The following is a 20,507-nucleotide window of genomic DNA, read 5'->3' as shown; positions in this document are numbered from 1 at the left end:
CTCCCCGGATAAGGGGAGGGGGACCGCCGCAGGCGGTGGAGGGGTGTCATCCCGGCGGACACCCCCCTCCGTCTGGCCTTTGGTCAGCCACCTCCCCTTCAAGGGGAGGATTTTGGAGAGGATGGGACATCGACATGCGCGACTATCGGAACTTCTATATCGACGGCCAGTGGGTCGCCCCGGTCGAACCGAAGACCGCGGATGTCATCAACCCCGCGACCGAGGCGGTGGCCGGCACCATTTCGCTCGGGGGTGTAGCCGACGTGAACAAGGCGGTCGCCGCCGCGCGCAAGGCCTTTGCCGGTTGGTCGCAGACCACGCGCGAACAGCGGCTCGACCTGCTGCTCGCCATTCAGGCCGAATATGCGCGGCGCCAGGCCGAGCTGGGCGATGCGATTATCGAGGAAATGGGGGCGCCGTCCTCGCTCGCCCATGGCTTCCATGTCGGGCTGGGCGCGGGGCATCTGCAGACCGCGATCGAGGTGCTGCGCGAGTTCAAGTTCGACGAGCCGCATGGCGCGACCATGATCGCGCGCGAGCCGATCGGCGTCTGCGCGCTCATCACGCCGTGGAATTGGCCGATGAACCAGACCTGCGTCAAGATTTTCCCGGCACTGGCGACCGGCTGCACCATGATTCTCAAGCCGCCACAACTCGCCCCCTTCTCGGCTCAGATCCTGGCCGAAATTCTCGACACGGCGGGCGTGCCGGCGGGCGTGTTCAACATGGTTCAGGGCAGCGGCAGTGTGATCGGCACGGCGCTCTCCACCCATGAGGATGTCGACATGGTGTCCTTCACCGGGTCGGAACCGGTCGGCGTGCAGATTCAGAAGGATGCTGCGACCACGATCAAGCGGGTCGGGCTGGAACTGGGCGGCAAGAGCGCCTTCATCGTCTTGGATGATGACGCGCTGGCCGCCAATGTCGCGGGCGCGACCGGCGGCATGATGGGCAATTCGGGCCAGACCTGCAGCGCGGGATCGCGCCTGCTGGTGCCGGCATCGCGCATGGATGAGGTGATCGCGGCGGCCAAGGGCGCAGCGGACGCGGTGACGGTCGGTGATCCGACCGGCAATGTCGCCATGGGCCCGGTCGTGTCGAAGAGCCAGTACAACATCATTCAGGACTATATTCAGAAAGGCCTGGAGGAGGGCGCGACCCTGATCGCCGGTGGCGCGGGGCGCCCGGACTGGATCGACAAGGGCTGGTTCGTGAAACCGACGGTGTTCGTCGGCACCAACGACATGGTGATCGCGCGCGAGGAGATATTCGGCCCGGTGCTGGTGATCATCGGCTATGACGATATCGACCATGCGGTCGAGATCGCCAATGACAGCAATTTCGGCCTTGCCGGCTATGTCAGCGGCACGGATGTGGACCAGTGCCGTGCCGTCGCCCGGCGGATGCGCACCGGCTGGATCAGCATCAATGGCGGCTTCGATTTCCACGCCCCCTTTGGCGGCTACAAGCGCAGCGGCAATGGCCGCGAATGGGGCGAGCATGGCTTCCTCGAATATCTCGAAGTGAAATCGCTGCTGGGCTACGCCTGAGATGGCGGTCCAGTCCGGGCGCTATGGCGCTGCCAGTGCTGCAGTCGCTGCCGAGGGCTGGTCCCTTGCGCGGCTGACTCCGCCCAGCCGGCTGCATGGCGCCAATGGTCTGGCCACCGGGCCGGACGGGCGCCTCTATGTCGCGCAGGTCGGTGGCAGCCAGGTCAGCGCGATCGATGTCGACAGCGGCGCGATCGAGACGATCAGCGCGATGGGCGGCGCCATCGTCGCGCCTGACGATCTGGTGTTCGACGATGCCGGCAACCTCTATCTGACCGAGATTACCGAGGGCCGTGTCGCGATGCGCACGCCATCGGGCGATGTTCGCGTGATCCGCGGCGATATTCCGGTCGCCAACCCGATCACCTGGCATCAGGGCCGGCTGATCGCGGGCGAATGCCGCATCGGCGCGCGGATCATGGAACTGTACCTGGATGGCGGCGAACCGCGCGTCATCCTCGACAATATACCGATGGCCAACGCCTTTCAGGTCGGCCCGGACGGCAAGCTCTATTTCCCGGTGATGGGCGCCAACGAGATATGGCGGGTGGACCTGAATGGCGGCGCACCCGAGGTGGTGGCCGGCGATCTGGGCGTGCCGGATTCGGTGAAGTTCGACAGCAAGGGGCGGATCGTCACGACCCAGGTGGCCAGCGGGCAGGTGTTGCGGCTCGATCTGGTGAGCGGCACGCGCGAAGTGCTGGCCGACCTTGGCCCCGGCCTCGACAATGTCAGCTTCATCGGTGACCGCATCTTCGTGTCGAGCATTCCGGGCGAGATCACCGAATTGCTGGGCGACGGCAAGGTCCGCTCCGTCGTGCCCCGCGCACTGCAATGGCCGCTGGGCCTGGCCATGGGTGCGGACGGCGCGCTGTTCGTCGCCGATGGCACCTTCGGTTACACGCTGCAACCCGGCGAGGCCCTGACCCTGGCCGGCATGATCTTCTACCCCGGCTGCCCCGGATATATGCGCGGCGTTGCCGCCGGCGCGCAGGTGGGCGAGTGGATCATCAGCACCGGGCTTGGCGCGGTGGCGCGCTATCGGCCGGGGCAAGGGGAAAGCGATTTCCTCGCCACCGGCCTCGACCAGTTGATGGGGGTGGCGGTCGCGCCGGGCGGGGCGGTGGTCGTCGCCGAATATGGCACCGGCCGGCTGCTCTCGATCGAAGGGGGCGCGGTCAGCGAACTCGCCACCGGCCTCGACAAGCCGATGGGCGTCGCGCTGGCGCCGGACGGGACAGCCTATGTCGCCGAGGCTGGGGCTGGGCGCGTGCTGCGCATCGCGGGCGGTCGCAGCGAGGCGATCGTCGATGGCCTCGGTCGGCCGGAAGGGCTGGCGATCCATGACGGGGAGCTGTTCGTCGTCGATACGCGGGCCAAGACATTGGTCGCCACCGACCTGTCGGGCGGCGCGCGCGCGACGATTGCCAGCGCCCTGCCGGTCGGCGCACCGGCGGGCGTGACGCCCAAATTCCTGGGGCCGATCGGCGACATGGCCGGGCCGATGATCAATTTCGCCGATGTGACGGCGGGACCGGACGGCACGCTCTATGTCTCGGGCGACGCTGAAGGCAGCGTGCTGGCGCTACGCCGCCGGTAGGGGACGGTCGCCGCTGAGCTGCTCGCTGAGCGCGGCGGCCGCCTCGACCAGCGCCTGCTGCAATGCGCCCAGCCCCTCGCGTTGCAGTGCGGCGCCAATGCCGATCGCCACCAGCGCATGGACCGGGCGGCCTGCGCCTTTCCATACGGGCGCGGAGACGACGGTGACGCCGGCAATATATTGGCCCTCGTCCACCGCGAAGCCCTGCGCGCGGGTCTGGCGCAGTTGCTCCATCCAGTCGGCGAAGGGCGGCGGATCGTCCCAGCGCAGCGTGTCGAACCGCGCCTTCAGCTCCTTCTCGCCATAATCGCCAAAGGCGGCGATGCAGCGGCCGGTGGCGCTGATGAGGGCAGGGAAACGGCTGCCGACCTGGGCGCTCAGCTGAAAGCCGCTGCCCGACTGCGCCATGGCGACGACGATCATATGATCGAGGCCCACCGCCTGCACCCCCAGCATGGTGAGGCCGAACCGCTGCGCCAGCCGATCCAGCACCGGCTGGGCAAGGTCGTTGAAGGCGTCGCGGCGCAGCCAGTTGCGCGCCAGCGTCAGCACGCCGGCCTGCAGCGCATAGCGTTTGGTGTCGGGATCGAAGGCGACCAGTTCCTCCTCCACCAGCGCGCGCAGCACATAGAGGCAGGTGCTGGGCACCAGCCCCAGTTCCTTGGCGATCGCCTGCACGCCGAGCGGTCGGTCGCTCTTGCCCAGCAGGCGCAGGATCGCGGCGGCGCGGGCGATGGCCGGCGCCTTGCTATCCTGCACGGCCTTGGCGACCTTGCGGACGGTGGAGGGCGGGCGGGTCGTGGTGCGGCTGTCAGGCATGGGGCCATTCTATCGTGCCGCCGATGGGATGTCATTCAAAATATAGAACATCATTCACTATTTACAACAAATGAGTCGCTGTGACATCGCTTGTTGCAAGCAGCGACGGGGTTTCGACCCGTTCGCCCGGTTGAATGCCGGACCGATGGGATGGGATGATGGCGAAGCTAACCGACTATCGCAGCTATGCCGATGCACAGGCACATGCGACCTCAGCGGCGCTGTGGGATCTGTTCGACGGCGACCGCGAAGACCTGAACATCGCCCATGAATGCATCACCCGCCATGCCGACGGGTCGGGCCGCGCCGCCGTGCGCATCGCTCATGCCGCCAATGGTGATGATGGTGGCCGGGACGAGATACTGAGCTTCGACGCGATTGCGGCGGGCGCCGCGCGCTTCGCCCATTGGCTCGATGCCGAGGGTATTCGGCCAGGCGAACGCATAGCCTTCATGCTGGAGCCTTCGCTGCCCTTCTATGTCTGTCTGTTCGGGGCGATGCAGACCGGCGCGATCTCGGTGCCGCTCTTCACCCTGTTCGGCCCGGATGCGCTGCGGCTGCGGGTCGATGACTGCAAGCCGACCATCCTCATCACCAATGCGGAAAAGGCGGAGCTGGCGCGCAGCATGGACGGCCCGCGCGTGATCGTCGCCGACGACGCATTGCTGGCCGATCTCGCCCGCTTCCCGGCGACTTATAGCCCGAAGACCAAGGCCAATGACCTGGCCGTCTTCCAATATACGTCGGGCACCACCCGCGAACTGCCCGAGGCGGTGAAGCACAGCCATCGCGCGCTGGTGACCCTGATGTTCGCCGCCCTCTACGGCACCGGCATCCGGCCGGGCGACGAGTTTTTCTGCCCCTCCTCGCCGGCCTGGGGCCATGGCCTGTGGCATGGCACGCTGGCGCCGCTGGGGCTGGGCGTGACGACCGGCACCTTTGCCGGCCGGTTCGATCCGGTGCGGCTGATGCAGGCGCTGGATGCCTATGGCATCACCAACATGTCGGCCGCTGCGACCCATTATCGGATGATGAAGAATAGCGGCCGGGCCGCCGACTTCGCCTTCCATTTCGACAAGCTGTCCTACACCGGCGAGCCGATCGACCCGGCGACGCTGGAGTTCATCGACGCCCATTTCAAGGTGCCCGCCTGTTCCATGTACGGCACGACCGAGATCGGCGTGGTGCTGGTCAACTATCCCGGCGCGCAGGATTTCATGGTGAAGCCGGGTTCGCTGGGCAAGGCGGTGCCGGGCCAGAGGCTGGAAGTGCAGCGCCCCGACGGTAGCGCCTGCGACCCCGGCGAGATTGGCGAGCTGATGCTGTGGCGCCGCGACCGGTGGGAAACCACCAAGGACCGGGCGAAGATCGACGGTGACGGCTATTTCTATCATTGCGGCCGCGCCGACGACGTCATCATCTCGGCCGGCTGGACGATGAGCGCGGTCGAGATCGAGAATACGCTGCTCAAGCATGAGGCGGTGCTGGAATGCGCGGTGATCGGCGTGCCCGACGACAAGCGTGGCCAGGTGGTGAAGGCCTTCATCATCCTCAATCGCGACGGCAGCGACGCGCTGGTCCGCGAACTGCAGGACTTCACCCGCGAGAAGCTCGCCCAGCATGAATTCCCCCGCATCGTCGAATTCGTGACCGACCTGCCCAAGACGCCGGCCGGCAAGGTCCACCGCAAGATTTTGAGAGATCGTGAGGCCGCCAAGGCGGTCGAACTCGCCAACTGAAGTCAGGAGAAGAGAGATGGCAACATTGGCCGACGCGCCCGTGAACAAATTCCCCAAGATCACCGAGGAGGGGCTGGACGACCTGCGCAAGCGCATCGGCGTCAAGATCGAGAATACCGTCGAACCGTGGAACTACGAAGCCACGCGCGACGCGATCCGCCATTATGCCCATGGTATCGGCGACGATAATCCGCTGTGGTGCGATCCGGCCTATGCCGAAAAGACCAAGCATGGTTCGCTGGTCGCGCTGCCGAGCTTCCTGTTCACCACCAGCCGCATCATCTCGGGCTATTGCGGTGGCCTGTCGGGCGTCCATGCCATGTGGGCGGGCGCCGACTGGACCTGGCACAAGCCGGTGCTGCGCAACGACACGATCCGCACCGAAGCCTATTTGAAGGATCTGGTCGAGCATCAGACCAAGTTCGCCGGTCGCAGCTTCCAGCAGATCTACCATGTCGATTTCTTCAACCAGTCGGGCGACAAGGTCGCCGAAGGCGACAGCTGGGTGTTCCGCACCGACCGCGACGAAGCGCGCGAGCGTGGCACGAAGTACACCGAAGCCCGTGGTCGTGTGGAACCCTTCACCGACGAACAGCTGGCCGAGATGTACAAGCTGTACGAGAAGGAAGAAATTCGCGGCGCCACGCCCCGTTACTGGGAAGATGTGCAGGTCGGCGATGAACTGCCGCGCATGATGAAGGGGCCGATGACCGTCACCGGCTTCATCTGCTACGCGCAGGGCTGGGGCGGTCTCTATATCCGCGCCAACAAGCTCGCCTGGAAGATGCAGCAGAAGCATCCCGGCACCGGCATCAAGAACCGCTTCAACGTGCCCGACTGCCCGGAACGCGTCCATTGGGACGAGGCGTTCGCGCTCGAAGTCGGCGCGCCGGGCGCCTATGACTATGGTCCGGAACGCTGCAGCTGGCTGACCCATCAGGTCACCAACTGGATCGGCGACGACGGCTTCCTGCACAAGAGCAAGTGCCAGATCCGCCGCCACAATCCCGATGGCGACGTGATCTTCATCGACGGCAGCGTGATCCGCAAGTTCGAGGAGAACGGCAAGAAATATGTCGAGATCCAGCAGCGCGCGGAAACCCATCGCGGCGAAGTCTCGGCCTTCGGCACCTCGATTGCCGAACTGCCCAGCCGCCCGGCCTGATCCGGGCGCGGCGGGCCGTTCCTTCCCCCTGGGGAGGATTTGGGATGGGACGGCCCACCGAAAGATGCATGATGGACAGCCACGACAAGAGTATATGGGCAGGGCCGCTGGCCGGGGTGCGGGTGCTGGATTTCACCCGCGTCCTGGCTGGCCCCTCGGCTGCATTGGCGCTCGCCGATCTGGGCGCGGAAGTCATCAAGGTGGAGCCGCCCGGCAGCGGCGACGACACCCGCAGCTTCCCGCCGCTGCGCGAAGGCGAAAGCCATTATTTCCTCAGCGTCAATCGCGGCAAGAAGAGCATCGTGCTCGACCTGAAAGCCGCCGAGGGCCTGGCGATCGCCCGCGATCTGGCGGCCAAGTCCGACATCGTCATCGAAAATTACCGGCCCGGCGTGATGGACCGGCTGGGCCTTGGCTATGAGGCGCTGTCGGCGATCAACCCCGGCCTCATCTATTGCGCCATTTCCGGCTTCGGCATGACCGGGCCGCTCAGGGACCGGCCGTCCTTCGACATCGTGCTGCAGGCCATGTCCGGCGCGCTCAGCGTCAACGGCGAACCGGGCGGGCTGCCGACCAAGCTCGGCATTCCGCTGGGCGATCTGGTCGGCGGCATCAACGGGCCGATCGCCATCCTCGCCGCCCTGCACGAACGCCATGCCACCGGGCGCGGCCGGCTGATCGACATCAGCCTGATGGACGGGATGATCGGCCTGCTCGGCTATCTGGCGCAATTGAGCTTCTTCACCGGGCAGGATCCGGTGCCGCAGGGATCGCAGCACCCCAATCTCGTCCCTTATGGCGTCTTCCCGGCCAGCGACGGGTCGATCGTGATCGCCTGTCTCACCAATCATTTCTGGGGCAAGATCTGCGCCGCGCTGGGGCTGGACGCGCTGGCCGACGATCCGCGCTATGACAGGCTCGACAAGCGGCGCGAGCGGCGGGCGGAGGTGAATGCCCTGCTGTCGGCGGTGACGCAGACCCGCACCGTGGCCGACCTCGCCGACCTGTTCGCCGCGCATCAGGTGCCCCATGCGCCGATCCTGACCATCAGCGAGGCGCTGGCCCAGCCGCAGACGCTGGCCCGCAACATGGTGGTGGAGACCGAGCACAGGACGCTGGGCACCATTCCGATCGTCAACCGTCCCTTCCGCTTCCCCGGCGCAGAGCAGCCGGTGCCGAGCGCCCCGCCGGTGCTGGGCGAGCATAGCGACGCGATATTGTCTGACCTGCTGGGCATGGATGCGCAGACCATCGCCCGGTTGCGCGGCGCGGGCGTCGTCGCCTGAGCGATCATTTCCCCTCCTGCTTGGGGAGAGGACGCACGCACCGCTAAGCTCCCCGCCAATCATCATCCGGGAGAGAGACTATCATGCTGCGATTTGACGACCGCGTCGCCCTGATCACCGGCGCCGGGCGTGGCCTTGGTCGGGCCTATGCGCTGTTGCTGGCGGCGCGCGGCGCGAAGGTGGTGGTCAATGATCCCGGCGTCAGCATGCAGGGCGAGGGCACAGATGCCGGCCCGGCCCAGTCGGTGGTGGACGAAATCCGCGCTGCCGGCGGCCAGGCGGTCGCCTCGACCGACAGCGTCGCCACCCCCGAAGGCGGGCAGGCGATGATTGACCTCGCCCGCGACCATTTCGGCAGCATCGACATTCTTATCCACAATGCCGGCATCGTCCGGCGCGGCGGCCTGGCGGAGCTAAGCTATGCCGATTTCGAGACCGTGCTCGACGTCCATCTGCGCGGCGCCTTTCATGTGGTGCGCGCCGCCTTCCCGCATATGTGCGCAGCAAACTATGGTCGCATCGTCCTCACCGGATCGATCAACGGCCTCTACGGCAATGCCGGGGTGGTCAATTACAGTGTCGCCAAGGCGGGGATGATCGGCCTGTCCAACGTCGCCGCGATCGAGGGGGCGGCCCATGGCGTGAAGAGCAATATCATCCTGCCCGGCGCCGTCACCCGCATGGCCGAGGGCCTCGATACCAGCGCCTATCCGCCGATGGACCCGGAGCTGGTGGCGCCCGCCGTCGGCTATCTCGCGCATCAGGATTGCGCGGTCAGTGGCGAGATGCTGATCGCCATGGCCGGGCGCGTCGCGCGGGCCTACACGATGGAAACCGTCGGCCTGTTCCAGCCCGACTGGACGATCGAGCAGATCGCCGATCGGCTGGAGGGGATACGCGACACGCAGGACGCGTTGCTGTTTCCGCCGGTGCCGACCGGCCATCTCGACCATCTGCGCTACAGCTTCACCATGGCCAGCCAGGGCATGAAACAGGGCTGATCGCTCAGCCCTGTTTTGCCGCCATCATTGCCTGGATCAGCGGCTTGATCTGGGCTTCCACCGGCGCCGGGTTGAAATGCTCGGCGACCGACGCGATCCGGCCGTCGCGGATGCGCAGCAGGAAGACATAGCGATTGGCGAAGGGCTCGCCATTCACCAGCGTGCCGGCCGACCGCACCTCGGCCGCGACCCGGTCCTCTTGCGCCGTCAATGAATCGACGGTGAAGCTCAGCCCGCCCTGGAACAGCGACCCCAGCATCGCCACGCCGCGCTGATAGGCAGCGCGCGGCGCATCGACGCCCGACGTCGTCGTCCAGGCGGTCATGTCCTCGGTCAGCAATTCGTCCGGCAGTGCCGCCGCCGACAGGGCGGCGAAGAAGCGGCGGGCCAGGTCATGATGGGCCTGCGTCATCGGATCAGGCCTTGGTCGGGATCGAGAAGCGGTCGGTATAATCCTTGAAATGGGCGTGGATCTGCGCCCGATCCAGCCCATAATCGGCCAGGTCATAGCTGTGCTTGCCATGCTTGCCCTGTGGATTGGCGGCCAGCATCGCGGTCATGCCGGCTTCCGCTTCCGCCGTGAACGGTTCGTCGAAGCGAGCATAGAGCTTGCGCATCTCGCCGATCGGGTCACGCAGCTGGTCGTCATACTGGATGTCGTGGATCGCATCCTGGCCATGCTTTGCGCGATAGGCCAGCATCCGCTCGATCATCAGGTCGAAGGTGCGCAGTTGCGAGCGGCCGACCTCGACCGGGTCGACATCGGCGCTGAACATCTTGCGCACCTGATAGACGAGGGAGCAGGCCGAACCGACGACATCGGCCGGATCGCGATGGGTCATCACCAGCTGGGCATCGGGATAGACGGTGGTGAGGTCGTCCAGGAACAGCGGATGCCAGGGATTCTTCAGCGTCCAGCGGCCGCCATTTTCCGCCTGCAGCAATTGCAGCAGCCGCTTGTGATAGCGGAAGGCGGGCAGGTAGCTCGTGGCGAACAGCCATTTCTGATAGCTCGGGATGTGCAGGACCGAGTCATAATATTGGGCGCAGAAGGACGGCGCCATGGCGAACTGGCACTCGGTCGGGCTGTCGGCATCCTCATGATGGATCGCCGAAATATGCGGCGCATATTTGAGCGACATGTCGAGCCGCGCCTGCTCCGCGACATAGCGCGGATCGCTGCTGAGCGTGCCGGCCGCAGCGGGCGGCGCCGAATTGAACGCTTCCCAGCGCAGGAAGGAGCGGCGAGCCGGATCGGCGTTCAAGAGGTTGATCGTCAGGGTCGTGCCGGTGCGCGGCAGGCCGAAGACGAACATCGGCTTCTCGATCGGCGCCTCGAGCAGGTCTGGATGGCGGGCGAGCCAGTCCTCGACCTGCAGGCGGTTGGCGAGCGTCGCGGTCAGTTGCTGCGCCCAGCGGCCCTGCGCCGCCTCGGTCAGATGGGCCTCGCGATTGATCGCGTCGACCAGCACGTCCAGCCCTTCCAAAATGGCGTCGTCGCCCAGGTCGGTGAGGCCGGTCTGTTCGCGCGCGGCGGCGACCAGGGCGTCGGCGTCGAGGCCGATGGTGTCGGTGGTCATGATCCTCTTCCCTTCTGTTTTTCAGGCGGCCTGCGCCGCGATCTCGGCCAAGGCCCCCAGCACCATGTCGGCATGTTCATGCCTGCATATGAGGAGGTCGGGCATGTAGGTGTCTTCTTGGTTGTAGATGAGCGGCGATCCGTCGATGCGGGATGCGTGGAGGCCGTGGGCGAGTGCGACGGCGGCGGGGGCGCAGCTGTCCCATTCATATTGGCCACCGGCATGGAGATAGATGTCGGCCTGGCCCAGGATCACGGCCATGGCCTTGGCGCCGGCGGAGCCCATGGGCACCAGTTCGGCGCCCAGCGCTTCGGCGACCGCGACCGCCTGGGGTGCGGGGCGGGTGCGGGAGACGACCATGCGTAGTTTCTCGGGCGCGGGCGGCACGACACGCGGTTGGTCGGTGCGCAGGACGATGCCGTCGTCATGGCCGGGCAGCGCAACCGCGCCGATGGTGGCGACGCCGTCGATGGCAAGGCCGACATGGACGGCCCAGTCGGCGCGTGCCTCGCCATATTCGCGAGTGCCGTCGACCGGATCGACGATCCACACGCGGCTGTGGGTAAGTCTGGCCCCATCACAGGCCATCTCCTCGGAGAGCAACCCGTCGTCAGCCCGCTGTTCCCGCAGGGCATGGACGAGGAACTGGTTGGCGGTCTGGTCGCCGGCCTTGCCGAGCGCCTTGGGACTGAACAGGCCCGAGGCGCGGACCTCCAGCAACAGGCGGCCGGCGGTTTCGGCGAGATGGGCGGCGAGGTCCGCGTCCGTCATGGTCTCTGGGGTCATGACGTTGCTCATTTGAGCGGCATGATCTTGCGGATGATATGCTCGGCGGCCTCTTCCGGCGTCATCTCGACGGTGTTGACCCGTATCTCGGGGCTGGTGGGTGCCTCATAGGGACTGTCGATGCCGGTGAAGTTCTTGAGGGCACCCGATCGGGCCTTCTTGTAGAGACCCTTGACGTCGCGCGCCTCGGCAACCTCGAGCGGGGTATCGACGAAGATCTCGATGAACTCGCCGTCCGGCAGCATCTCGCGCACCATCTCGCGCTCGGCGCGGAAGGGGGAGATGAAGGCGGTCAGCACGATCAGCCCCGCATCCGCCATCAGCTTGGCGACCTCGCCGACCCGGCGGATATTCTCGATCCGGTCCGCCTCGGTAAAGCCCAGATCCTTGTTGAGGCCATGGCGGATATTGTCGCCATCGAGCAGGAAGGTGTGGCGGTTCATCAGCGCGAGCCGCTTTTCCACCTCATTGGCGATGGTCGACTTGCCCGAGCCGGACAGGCCGGTGAACCAGAGGATGCGGGGCAGCTGGTTCTTGAGCGCGGCATGGGCCTCGCGGCCGATGTCGGTCGCCTGCCAATGGACATTCTGCGCCCGGCGCAGCGAGAAGTGGAGCATGCCCGCCGCCACGGTGCGGTTGCTGATCTTGTCGATCAGGATGAAGCCACCCAGGGTCCGGTTGTCGGCATAGGGCTCGAAGCTGATCGGCTTGTCGGTCGCCAGTTCGGCAACGCCAATGGCATTCAAGTCCAGCGTCTTGGCCGCCAGATGCTCCATCGTGTTGACGTTGACGACATATTTGGGCGCCTGGACGGTGGCCGATACGCTCTGCGTGCCGATCTTGAGCCAATAGGGCCGACCCGGCAGCATCGCCTCGTCATCCATCCACACGATGGTCGCCTCGAACTGGCTGGAGACCTCTGGCGGATTGTCGGCGACCGCGATGACGTCGCCGCGCGAACAGTCGATCTCGTCGGCGAAGCAGAGCGTGACCGACTGGCCGGCAATGGCTTCGTCGAGGTCGCCGTCACCACCGGTCCCGCTTGCCGGGCCGGTTCCACCCGGCATCGTCACGATACGCGAGATGGTCGATGTCTTGCCCGAGGGCAGCACCCGCACGGCGTCGCCCGGCTTGACCGATCCGCTGGCGATCAGCCCGGCAAAGCCGCGAAAGTCGAGGTTCGGGCGATTGACCCACTGGACCGGCATGCGGAAGGGCTTGGCCGCCGCGGTGGTGGCATCGACCTCGACGCTTTCGAGATGGGCCATCAGGGTCGGCCCCTGATACCAGGGGCTATTGTCGGACCGGGCGGTGATATTGTCGCCCTTGAAGCCGGAGATGGGGATCGGGGTGAAGGCACTGATGCCGATCGATTGCGCGAACGCGGCATAATCGGCGACGATCTTGTCGAACACCGCCTGGTCATAGCCGACCAGGTCCATCTTGTTGACGGCCAGCACGATGTTGCGGATGCCGATCAGGTGGGCGAGGTAGCTGTGGCGCCGCGTCTGGGTGAGGATGCCCTTGCGCGCGTCGATCAGGATGACGGCCAGGTCGGCGGTGGAGGCGCCGGTGACCATGTTGCGGGTATATTGTTCATGGCCGGGCGTATCGGCGACGATGAACTTGCGCTTCTCGGTGGCGAAGAAGCGATAGGCGACGTCGATGGTGATGCCCTGTTCGCGCTCGGCGGCGAGGCCATCGACCAGCAGGGCGAAGTCGATCTCGCCCCCTTGCGTGCCGACGCGCTTGGAGTCGGCCTGCAATGCCTCGAGCTGATCCTCGAAGATCATCTTCGAATCATAGAGGAGCCGCCCGATCAGGGTGGACTTGCCGTCATCGACCGAGCCGCAGGTGATGAAGCGCAGCATGGTCTTGTGCTGATGGACGTCGAGATAGGCGTCGATGTCCTGCGCGATCAGCGCATCGGTCTGGTAGATCGGGGCCTGGCTGTCGGGCTGGGTGAGCGTATCGGTCATTGGCTTTGTCCCGTCATCCCAGCGTAAGCTGGGATCTGGTTGATCTTGGAGAGGGTCAGCCCGGAGGCCTGAGGCCCCGGCCTTCGCCGGGGTTGACGCTTCGGAACGCTACGCATTCCGTGGCGCGTCAAAAATACCCCTCCTGCTTCTTCTTCTCCATGCCGGCGCCGCCGGCATCCTTGTCGATGGCGCGGCCCTGGCGCTCGGATGTGGTGGTGAGCAGCATCTCCTGGATCACCTCCGACAGGGTGCTGGCCTCGCTCTCGACCGCGCCGGTCAGCGGATAGCAGCCCAGCGTGCGGAAGCGGATCGAGCGCTCGACCGGCACTTCGCCGGGCGCCAGCGGGAAGCGGTCATCATCGACCATCAGCAGCATGCCGTCGCGCTCGACGGTGGGGCGGGGGGCTGCGAAATAGAGCGGCACGATCTCGATGCCTTCCAGCTGGATATATTGCCAGATGTCGAGCTCGGTCCAGTTGGAGATGGGAAAGACGCGGATGCTCTCGCCCTTGGCCTTGCGGGCATTGTAGAGGTTCCACAGTTCGGGCCGCTGGTTCTTGGGATCCCAGCCGTGCGAGGCGGTGCGGAAGGAGAAGATGCGCTCCTTGGCGCGGCTCTTCTCCTCGTCGCGGCGTGCGCCGCCGAATGCCGCGTCGAAGCCGAACTTGTCGAGCGCCTGCTTCAGCCCTTCCGTCTTCCACATGTCGGTGTGGAGCGCGCCATGGTCGAACGGGTTGATGCCGCGGGCCTGCGCCTCGGGATTATGATGGACCAGCAGTTCCATGCCCGCGTCGCGCGCGGCCTTGTCGCGCAGGTCGTACATCGCCCGGAACTTCCAGGTGGTGTCGACATGCAGCAGCGGGAAGGGCGGCGGCGAGGGATAGAAGGCCTTCTTGGCCAGATGCAGCATCACCGCCGAATCCTTGCCCACCGAATAGAGCATCACAGGCCGATCCGCCTCCGACACAACCTCCCGCAATATATGTATGCTCTCCGCCTCTAGGCGCTCAAGATGGGTAAGACTGCGTGCCATGATTATGCTTCCTGGAATGGGTGTCAGGCGGCCGGGAGCCGCTTGTCGGCGTCGGCGATTTCCGCCTTCAGCCACATGGTTTCGGATAGGTTTGTGCCGCCGCTGCGGGCGAGCAATTGTTCGAGCGCGGCCTTCTTGACGGTCAGCGCCGCCTCATGGTCGGGCGCGACGCCCAGCGCGATGTCGAGCAGGTGCAGCGCCTCGAGCGGGCGCCCCGCGGCGGCATGGACATGGGCGCGGGCGGCGAGCGCCCCGGCGCCGCCGGCCAGTTCGACCAGATCGGGATAGACGGTCGGGCGCGGCACGCCATAAAGGGCAGTGGTGCCATCCTCATAATGGAACCAGCCGGCATTCTCCTCCCAGATGGCGCGCACCACCCAGCTGGTCTTGCCGTGGAATTCGCCGATGCGGATATCCTCGGGCAGCGTGATTTCGCGCATCAGATCCTGGACATGCCGGCCGGCATTCATGCCGGCGATCGTCTCGCGCTCGATATAGGTGACGGCAGCGTGCATCCGGTCGAGATCGGCGCGGATCGTGTCTGCGCCGCGGATCGGATCGCCATGGCCGGTGATCACCAGTTCGGGCGCCAGCGACCGGACATGCTCCAGCGACTGGAGATAGGCGCGCACCAGCCGGGGGCGGTCGCCGCGCATCGTCACCAGATTGGGCATGGAGCGCCACACCGGGCCGAACAGATTGCCGGTGAAGATGATCTTTTCCTCGGGCATCCAGACGAACACCGAGCAGAGCGTTTCGCCGCCGGGCGTCTTCACCACCTCGAACTTGCGGCCACCCTGCTCGAAGGCATGGACGGTCTCGACCATCCGGTCGGGGACGATGCGGGGCGGCTTTGGCGGCGGACCATCGCGCCGGGTCATCGATGCCCACAGCTTGCCCGATCGGATGCCGAGGAACGGGCCGAGCCGGTCGAAATAATCCTCCGTGTCGACGAAGTTGACACCCGTGATCACCTCCGTGCCGCCCTCCGCCTGATCGGGCAGGGCGCCATAATGGTCGGGATGGGCCTGGGTGACGATGATGCGTTTGAGCGCGCCGGTGCGGTGCGGCGCGAACAGCCCCTTGTTGCGCGCGCCATTGCCCAGGAAGCCGGTATTGACCAGCAGGTCGCCGTCGCCCGTCGTCACCAGATAGGCGTTGGAAATATCCTTCACCATGAAGATGGTCTCGGTGATCGCTTCCGCCTCGGTCTGGCCTTGCCCGGCCATGACCAGGGCGCCGAGCGGAGTTTGGGGCGGCGTCTGCGGTTTCTCGGCTGATGGCGTGCTCATGCGTCGGCTCCCTCGAACTCGATCATGACCTTGGCGGATTGCGGGCGGGCGGCGATCTCCAGCCCCTCCATCACCTGCGCGAAGGGCAGCTTGTGGCTGATCAGCGCCGCGATCTTGTCCTTCAGGCGCGGCATGGCGGCGATCACATCGGGCATTTCGGTCGGATAGCCGACCGCCGTGGTGATCATCATTTCGGTCGTCAGCATCGGGCCGGCGGGCAGTTCGATCGGCTTCATATAGGCGGCGGTGATGACATGGCGGGCATGGGTCTTGGCCATGGCGATCACGTCGGACAGGATGGAGGGCGCGCCGGCCGCGTCGATATAGGCGTCGGTCTGCGACTTTTCGCGGCCGAACACGGTGGTGGTGCCATGGATCGCCTTGATCCGGGCGATCACATCTTCCTTCGCCGGATTGATGGTGTGGGCGCCGAGCGCGCGGGCCCGCTCCAGCCGTTCCTCGGCCAGGTCGAGCGCGATCACATCCTGGCAACCCCGGTCGATCGCCCAGAGCACCATGCCAAGACCGATCGGGCCACAGCCGAAGATGACGACCTTGTCGCCCGCCTTGGCCTGCGCCCGGTTGACGCCGTGCATCGCCACCGACAGCGGTTCGCACATGGCGGCGACATCATAGGATATGCCGTCCGGGATCGGTAGCAGGCTGTCGCCCAGTCGCGCGTCGCGGACCAGCAATTCCTCGGTAAAGGCGCCCTCCGGTCCGCCGCTGCCGATGAAGCTGGGCGTCATCATCGGGTTGATGATGACGCTCTGGCCGACGCTGACGCCCGCGACCTCGTCACCCACGATCATGATCTCGCCCGCGCCCTCATGGCCGAGCGCGGTCAGCTTGCCGGGGCCGGGAATGCCGCCATTCTTGATATAGCTGAGGTCGCTGCCGCAAATGCCGCAGGCCTTCATCTTCACGACGACGTCCTTCGGACCCGGTTCGGGCCGCTGATAGGCGTCGAGCCGGACATCGTTCACATCATGGATGTTGAGCAGGTGCATCGGGGCGCTCCTTCGATCGGCTCATAAGGCGTAGGGCGGATAGACGAGGCTGCCGCCGTCGATGACGATCGTGTCGCCGCTATGATAGCGCGATGCGTCGGAGGCGAGATAGGCGCCGATGCCCTCGAAATCCTCGATCGCGCCGGGGCGATGGATCGGCGTCTTGGCCGAGAAATGGGCGTCGACGGCGGCCATGCGGGCTTTCATCTCCTCGCTCATCTCGCCATCGCCGCCGATGCCGGTCTTGATATAGCCCGGCGCAATGCTGTTGGCGCGGATCTCGTACTTGCCCAGTTCCGCCGCCATGCCGCGCACGGCCGCGCCCATGCCGCCCTTGGACGCGGCATAATTGTTGATCCCGGCAATGCCATGGAACATCGACAGGCTGCCGCAATAGACCAGGCTGCCGCCCGGCTCGCCGGCTTCGGCGCGGGCGACCATCGCCTTGGCCCCTTCGCGCAGGGTGAAGAAGGCGCCGTGCAGGTTGACCGCCAGCAGGTCATGCCATTCCGCCGAATCCAGCGTCAGCACCGAGCGCGAGCGCGAGGCGCGGCCCGAATTGGCGAAAACGCAGTCGATGCGGCCGAAATCGGCGAGCAATTTGGCATAGCCGTCGACGATCGCCTCTTCCGACGCGACATCGACCTGATAGGTTTCGACCCGGCCGGCGCCGGCTTCGCGCAGGGCGGTGGCGGCGGCTGCGTTCTTGTCCGCGTTGCGGGCCCAGATGGCGATGTCGCCGCCCATCTTGGCGACGCCCATGGCGAAGCCCAGACCAATGCCGCCATTGCCGCCGGTGACCAGCGTGACCTTGCCCGTGCAGTCGAAAAGACCCTTAGCCATTCATCTCTCTCCATAGGGTGCCGCATCGTTGGCGGCTTGCCTGATGGCCCAAGGATGGGGGCGACTCCGGCGTCGACGCAATTGACCAGACTATCGAGAATGAGCCATAGTGCAGCGATAGGGCCAAACATGGCGAGAGAGCGGGGGAGCGATGGCGGAATCCTATGCCAGGTCGGTTTTCGAGGCCGAGATTGCGGTGCCGCAGGCGCAGGCGCGGATCATGCGGCTCGACCTGGCGGGGCCGACCGACCGCATTTTCCGGCGCGAGCGCCATTATTGGCTCGACATGTGCCTGACCCCCCGGCCCGAGCGGGTGCGTGGCTGCTATGCCGACCATTGGGGGCCGCATCGCTATGAGCGGCTGGGCGAGATTTTCCTGGTGCCGCCGGGGCAGGCCTTGCGGTTGCGGACCGAAGGAGAGGGCAGCCAATCCTCGGTCGTGTGCGAGATCAAGGCGGAGGCGATCGACCGCTGGCTCGACGGCCCGATCGAATGGACCGACAGTCGGCTGGCGGCCTGTCTCGACATCGCCCATCCGCATATGCGCGCCTGCCTGTTCCGCCTGGCGGAGGAGGTGAACCGGCCGGGGCCGGGCAGCATCGTGCTGACCGAACTGATCGCCGGGCAACTGGCGATCGAGGTGGCGCGCTATTGCCAGGCGATCGCCGAGGGACCGGCGACCGGCGGGCTTGCCACCTGGCGGCTGCGGCGGATCGACGAGCGGCTGCAACTGGGCGGCGCCGCCCCTTCGCTGGAGGAGCTGGCGACCCTGTGCAACCTGTCGGTGCGGCAATTGACGCGCGGCTTTCGCGCCAGCCGGGGCTGTTCGATCGGCGACTATATCGTCCAGTGCCGGATCGATGTCGCCAAACGCTATCTGGGATCGAGCGAGAGCATCAAGGAGATTGCCTTTGCGCTCGGATTCGCCTCGCCCTCCAGCTTCGCCTTCGCCTTTCGCCGCGCCACCGGGGCGACGCCGCGCCAGTTTCGCCAGCATCTGACATCGCGCCCGCGATAGGGGCTGGCCGCGCGCTTCTGATATGGCCCGATATCGATAGTCCGTCCCGCTGGCTCGATCGGGCAGCATTGGCGCGCATCGCCCTGCTGCCCATGATGGCGGCAAAAGACATCAGGAGAGACATGCCATGGGCGCTGCTTTGGTTGCCGACGCGCTGATCGACCGCGCGATCAAGGCCACCGGCCTCGATCGCTTCGATTCCGACAGTTATCGCGAAGGGCTGGACATATTGCTGGCCGATGCGAACCAGGCCGGCCTGTCGGACAGCGGCCATGCGCGGATGGAGGCCAATGTCGTCGACCTCCTGTCCAATCGCCTCAGGACCACCGACTATCTGGCGCAGCGGCCCGAACTGCTGGAACGGCCGGTCGAACGGCCGGTCTTCGTCTTCGGCATTCCGCGCACCGGCACGACGCTGCTCAGCAATCTGCTCGCCTGCGACCCGGCCCGGCGCTCGCCTCTGACCTGGGAGATTGACGAGCCGGTGCCGCCGGCGACCAGCGCCACGCTCAAGAGCGACCCGCGTGCCATCGCCCGGCTGGAACAGGAAAAGGCGATGCTCGCCGCCCGGCCGGAAATGGGCAAATATTATCGCAATTCGGCCGTCTATCCCAATGAATGCATCTTCTTCATGGCGCATGATTTCAAGGCGCTGGCGCTGGAATCGCGGGGGAAGCTGCCCAATTATCGCGACTGGCTGTTCTCGACCGACATGACGTCGGCCTATGACTATCACAAGCGCTTCCTGCAATTGCTGCAGGCCGATGCGCCGGGCGTGTGGAACCTCAAAATGCCGAGCCACAGCCTGTGGATCGAGACGATCCGCAAAATCTATCCCGACGCCCGCTTCATCTGGACTCATCGCGATCCCTATACCGCCATGGGCAGCTTCTGCTCGATCATCAGCCTGGGGCAGATGGCCTTTACCGGCCGGGTCGACGGCGAGTGGCTGGCGGAAAACTGCACCTATCAGGCGCGGCTCCATGCCGACCGCATCATGGATGCGCGCGAGCGGCTGGGCGAGGACAGCATGGTCGACGTCCATTATGCCGACCTCACCAGCGATCCCATCGGCACGATGCGGCGGCTCTACGCGGCGCTGGGCGATGAGTTCACGCCAGAGGCAGAAGCAGCAATGCAGTCCTGGCTGGACGACAATCCGCAGGGCAAGTTCGGCCGCCACGACTATAAGCTCGCCCAATATGGCCTGTCGGTCGAGCAATTGGCGCCGCATTTCGAGCGTTATCTGGCGCGCTATGACGTCGCGCGGGAGGGCTGAGCCATGCTGACCGGCCATCATTTCCAGAACGCCTATGTCACCCGCAATGTCGACAAGGCCGTCGCCCAGTTTCGCGATCAGGCCGATGTCCGCACCCTCTCCGAAATCGAGGTGCCGGTGCAGCTCTGGACCCCGCAGGGCGAGGGGCAGGGCGTGCAGAAGCTCGCCTTCGTCTGGGTCGACGACATGCAGTTCGAACTGATCCAGCCGATATCGGGTGACGTGCTGGCGCTCTATCGCGATGCGCTGCCCGCCGATGATCGGCTGGTCTTCCACCATATCTGCAACCGGGTCGATGACTGGGCCGCCTTCATGGCGCGGGTCGAGGACCAGCCCTATCCGGTGGTGCTGAAGGGCGGGACGCCGGGCATGCTGGAATTCGTCTATCTCGATACGCGCGAATGGCTCGGCCATTATGTCGAATATGTGTGGATGGGTCCGGACCGCTGGCGCGGCATGGGCGGCCTCTAGAGCGCGCAGCGCGCTCCAGGTCTTTGTTGTCGCATCGCTGTTGCGCAAAACCGGTT

At 65.8% G+C, this 20,507-nt stretch carries 18 protein-coding genes; 9 read left to right on the top strand and 9 right to left on the bottom strand.

Annotated elements, in window-relative coordinates; genetic code table 11:
• Positions 1-134 precede the first annotated feature (134 nt).
• On the top strand, positions 135-1,550 hold the full coding sequence (locus ACI6S0_RS18195) for an aldehyde dehydrogenase family protein (protein WP_434403845.1): 1,416 nt from the start codon (positions 135-137) through the stop codon (positions 1,548-1,550).
• A gap of 1 nt (position 1,551) precedes the next feature.
• A complete protein-coding gene (locus ACI6S0_RS18190; protein ID WP_434403843.1) occupies positions 1,552-3,150 on the top strand; it encodes an SMP-30/gluconolactonase/LRE family protein in 1,599 nt (532 codons plus the stop codon).
• On the opposite strand, the gene ACI6S0_RS18185 is transcribed toward ACI6S0_RS18190, so the two are convergent.
• Entirely contained in the window at positions 3,136-3,969 is an 834-nt protein-coding gene (locus ACI6S0_RS18185; RefSeq protein WP_434403842.1) for an IclR family transcriptional regulator, read from the bottom strand. The two genes, ACI6S0_RS18190 and ACI6S0_RS18185, sit on opposite strands and share 15 nt — an antisense overlap.
• A 155-nt stretch (positions 3,970-4,124) precedes the next feature.
• Between ACI6S0_RS18185 and ACI6S0_RS18180 the strand changes: the two genes are divergently transcribed.
• The 4 genes from ACI6S0_RS18180 (at position 4,125) to ACI6S0_RS18165 (ending at position 9,160) form a co-directional block, all read left to right on the top strand.
• Positions 4,125-5,708: an acyl-CoA synthetase gene (locus tag ACI6S0_RS18180; RefSeq protein ID WP_434403840.1), complete on the top strand. Its 1,584-nt coding sequence runs from the start codon at positions 4,125-4,127 to the stop codon at positions 5,706-5,708.
• A 16-nt stretch (positions 5,709-5,724) separates the two neighbouring features.
• Positions 5,725-6,873 (top strand): FAS1-like dehydratase domain-containing protein, encoded by a 1,149-nt coding sequence (locus ACI6S0_RS18175; protein ID WP_004209068.1) that lies wholly within the window; start codon positions 5,725-5,727, stop codon positions 6,871-6,873.
• A gap of 68 nt (positions 6,874-6,941) precedes the next feature.
• Positions 6,942-8,159, top strand: a complete 1,218-nt coding sequence (locus tag ACI6S0_RS18170; protein ID WP_434403839.1) for a CaiB/BaiF CoA transferase family protein — start codon at positions 6,942-6,944, stop codon at positions 8,157-8,159.
• Positions 8,160-8,242: 83 nt separating this feature from the next.
• A complete protein-coding gene (locus tag ACI6S0_RS18165) occupies positions 8,243-9,160 on the top strand; it encodes an SDR family NAD(P)-dependent oxidoreductase (RefSeq protein WP_434403838.1) in 918 nt (305 codons plus the stop codon).
• Positions 9,161-9,164: 4 nt separating this feature from the next.
• On the opposite strand, the gene ACI6S0_RS18160 is transcribed toward ACI6S0_RS18165, so the two are convergent.
• The 8 genes from ACI6S0_RS18160 to ACI6S0_RS18125 all read right to left on the bottom strand — a co-directional run bounded on the left by ACI6S0_RS18160 (position 9,165) and on the right by ACI6S0_RS18125 (position 17,683).
• A complete protein-coding gene (locus ACI6S0_RS18160; RefSeq protein ID WP_434403837.1) occupies positions 9,165-9,572 on the bottom strand; it encodes a nuclear transport factor 2 family protein in 408 nt (135 codons plus the stop codon).
• Between the two features lie 4 nt (positions 9,573-9,576).
• Positions 9,577-10,740, bottom strand: coding sequence for a sulfotransferase family protein (locus ACI6S0_RS18155; protein WP_434403836.1), 1,164 nt, complete (start codon positions 10,738-10,740; stop codon positions 9,577-9,579).
• Between the two features lie 21 nt (positions 10,741-10,761).
• Complete coding sequence (locus tag ACI6S0_RS18150; protein ID WP_434405963.1) at positions 10,762-11,511, bottom strand: 3'(2'),5'-bisphosphate nucleotidase CysQ; 750 nt, start codon at positions 11,509-11,511, stop codon at positions 10,762-10,764.
• A gap of 23 nt (positions 11,512-11,534) precedes the next feature.
• Complete coding sequence (gene cysN / locus ACI6S0_RS18145) at positions 11,535-13,505, bottom strand: sulfate adenylyltransferase subunit CysN (protein WP_434403805.1); 1,971 nt, start codon at positions 13,503-13,505, stop codon at positions 11,535-11,537.
• A gap of 127 nt (positions 13,506-13,632) precedes the next feature.
• Positions 13,633-14,538, bottom strand: coding sequence for a sulfate adenylyltransferase subunit CysD (gene cysD / locus ACI6S0_RS18140; protein WP_434403835.1), 906 nt, complete (start codon positions 14,536-14,538; stop codon positions 13,633-13,635).
• Positions 14,539-14,561: 23 nt separating this feature from the next.
• Positions 14,562-15,830, bottom strand: coding sequence for an alkyl sulfatase dimerization domain-containing protein (locus tag ACI6S0_RS18135; protein ID WP_434403834.1), 1,269 nt, complete (start codon positions 15,828-15,830; stop codon positions 14,562-14,564).
• Positions 15,827-16,840, bottom strand: coding sequence for a zinc-dependent alcohol dehydrogenase (locus ACI6S0_RS18130; protein ID WP_434403833.1), 1,014 nt, complete (start codon positions 16,838-16,840; stop codon positions 15,827-15,829). The genes ACI6S0_RS18135 and ACI6S0_RS18130 overlap by 4 nt, the downstream gene beginning before the upstream one ends.
• 21 nt (positions 16,841-16,861) lie before the next feature.
• Positions 16,862-17,683 (bottom strand): SDR family NAD(P)-dependent oxidoreductase, encoded by an 822-nt coding sequence (locus ACI6S0_RS18125; RefSeq protein ID WP_434403832.1) that lies wholly within the window; start codon positions 17,681-17,683, stop codon positions 16,862-16,864.
• A 151-nt stretch (positions 17,684-17,834) separates the two neighbouring features.
• Between ACI6S0_RS18125 and ACI6S0_RS18120 the strand changes: the two genes are divergently transcribed.
• The 3 genes from ACI6S0_RS18120 (at position 17,835) to ACI6S0_RS18110 (ending at position 20,451) form a co-directional block, all read left to right on the top strand.
• Complete coding sequence (locus tag ACI6S0_RS18120) at positions 17,835-18,701, top strand: helix-turn-helix domain-containing protein (RefSeq protein ID WP_375188605.1); 867 nt, start codon at positions 17,835-17,837, stop codon at positions 18,699-18,701.
• A 127-nt stretch (positions 18,702-18,828) separates the two neighbouring features.
• Positions 18,829-19,980 (top strand): sulfotransferase family protein, encoded by a 1,152-nt coding sequence (locus tag ACI6S0_RS18115; RefSeq protein ID WP_434403831.1) that lies wholly within the window; start codon positions 18,829-18,831, stop codon positions 19,978-19,980.
• A 3-nt stretch (positions 19,981-19,983) separates the two neighbouring features.
• Positions 19,984-20,451 (top strand): VOC family protein, encoded by a 468-nt coding sequence (locus ACI6S0_RS18110; RefSeq protein ID WP_099231315.1) that lies wholly within the window; start codon positions 19,984-19,986, stop codon positions 20,449-20,451.
• The last annotated feature ends 56 nt before the right edge of the window (positions 20,452-20,507 follow it).

This window comes from Sphingobium sp. DN12, assembly GCF_051058005.1.
GTDB classification, from domain to species: Bacteria; Pseudomonadota; Alphaproteobacteria; order Sphingomonadales; family Sphingomonadaceae; genus Sphingobium; species Sphingobium yanoikuyae.
This window is presented reverse-complemented; position numbering and strand designations above follow the sequence as displayed.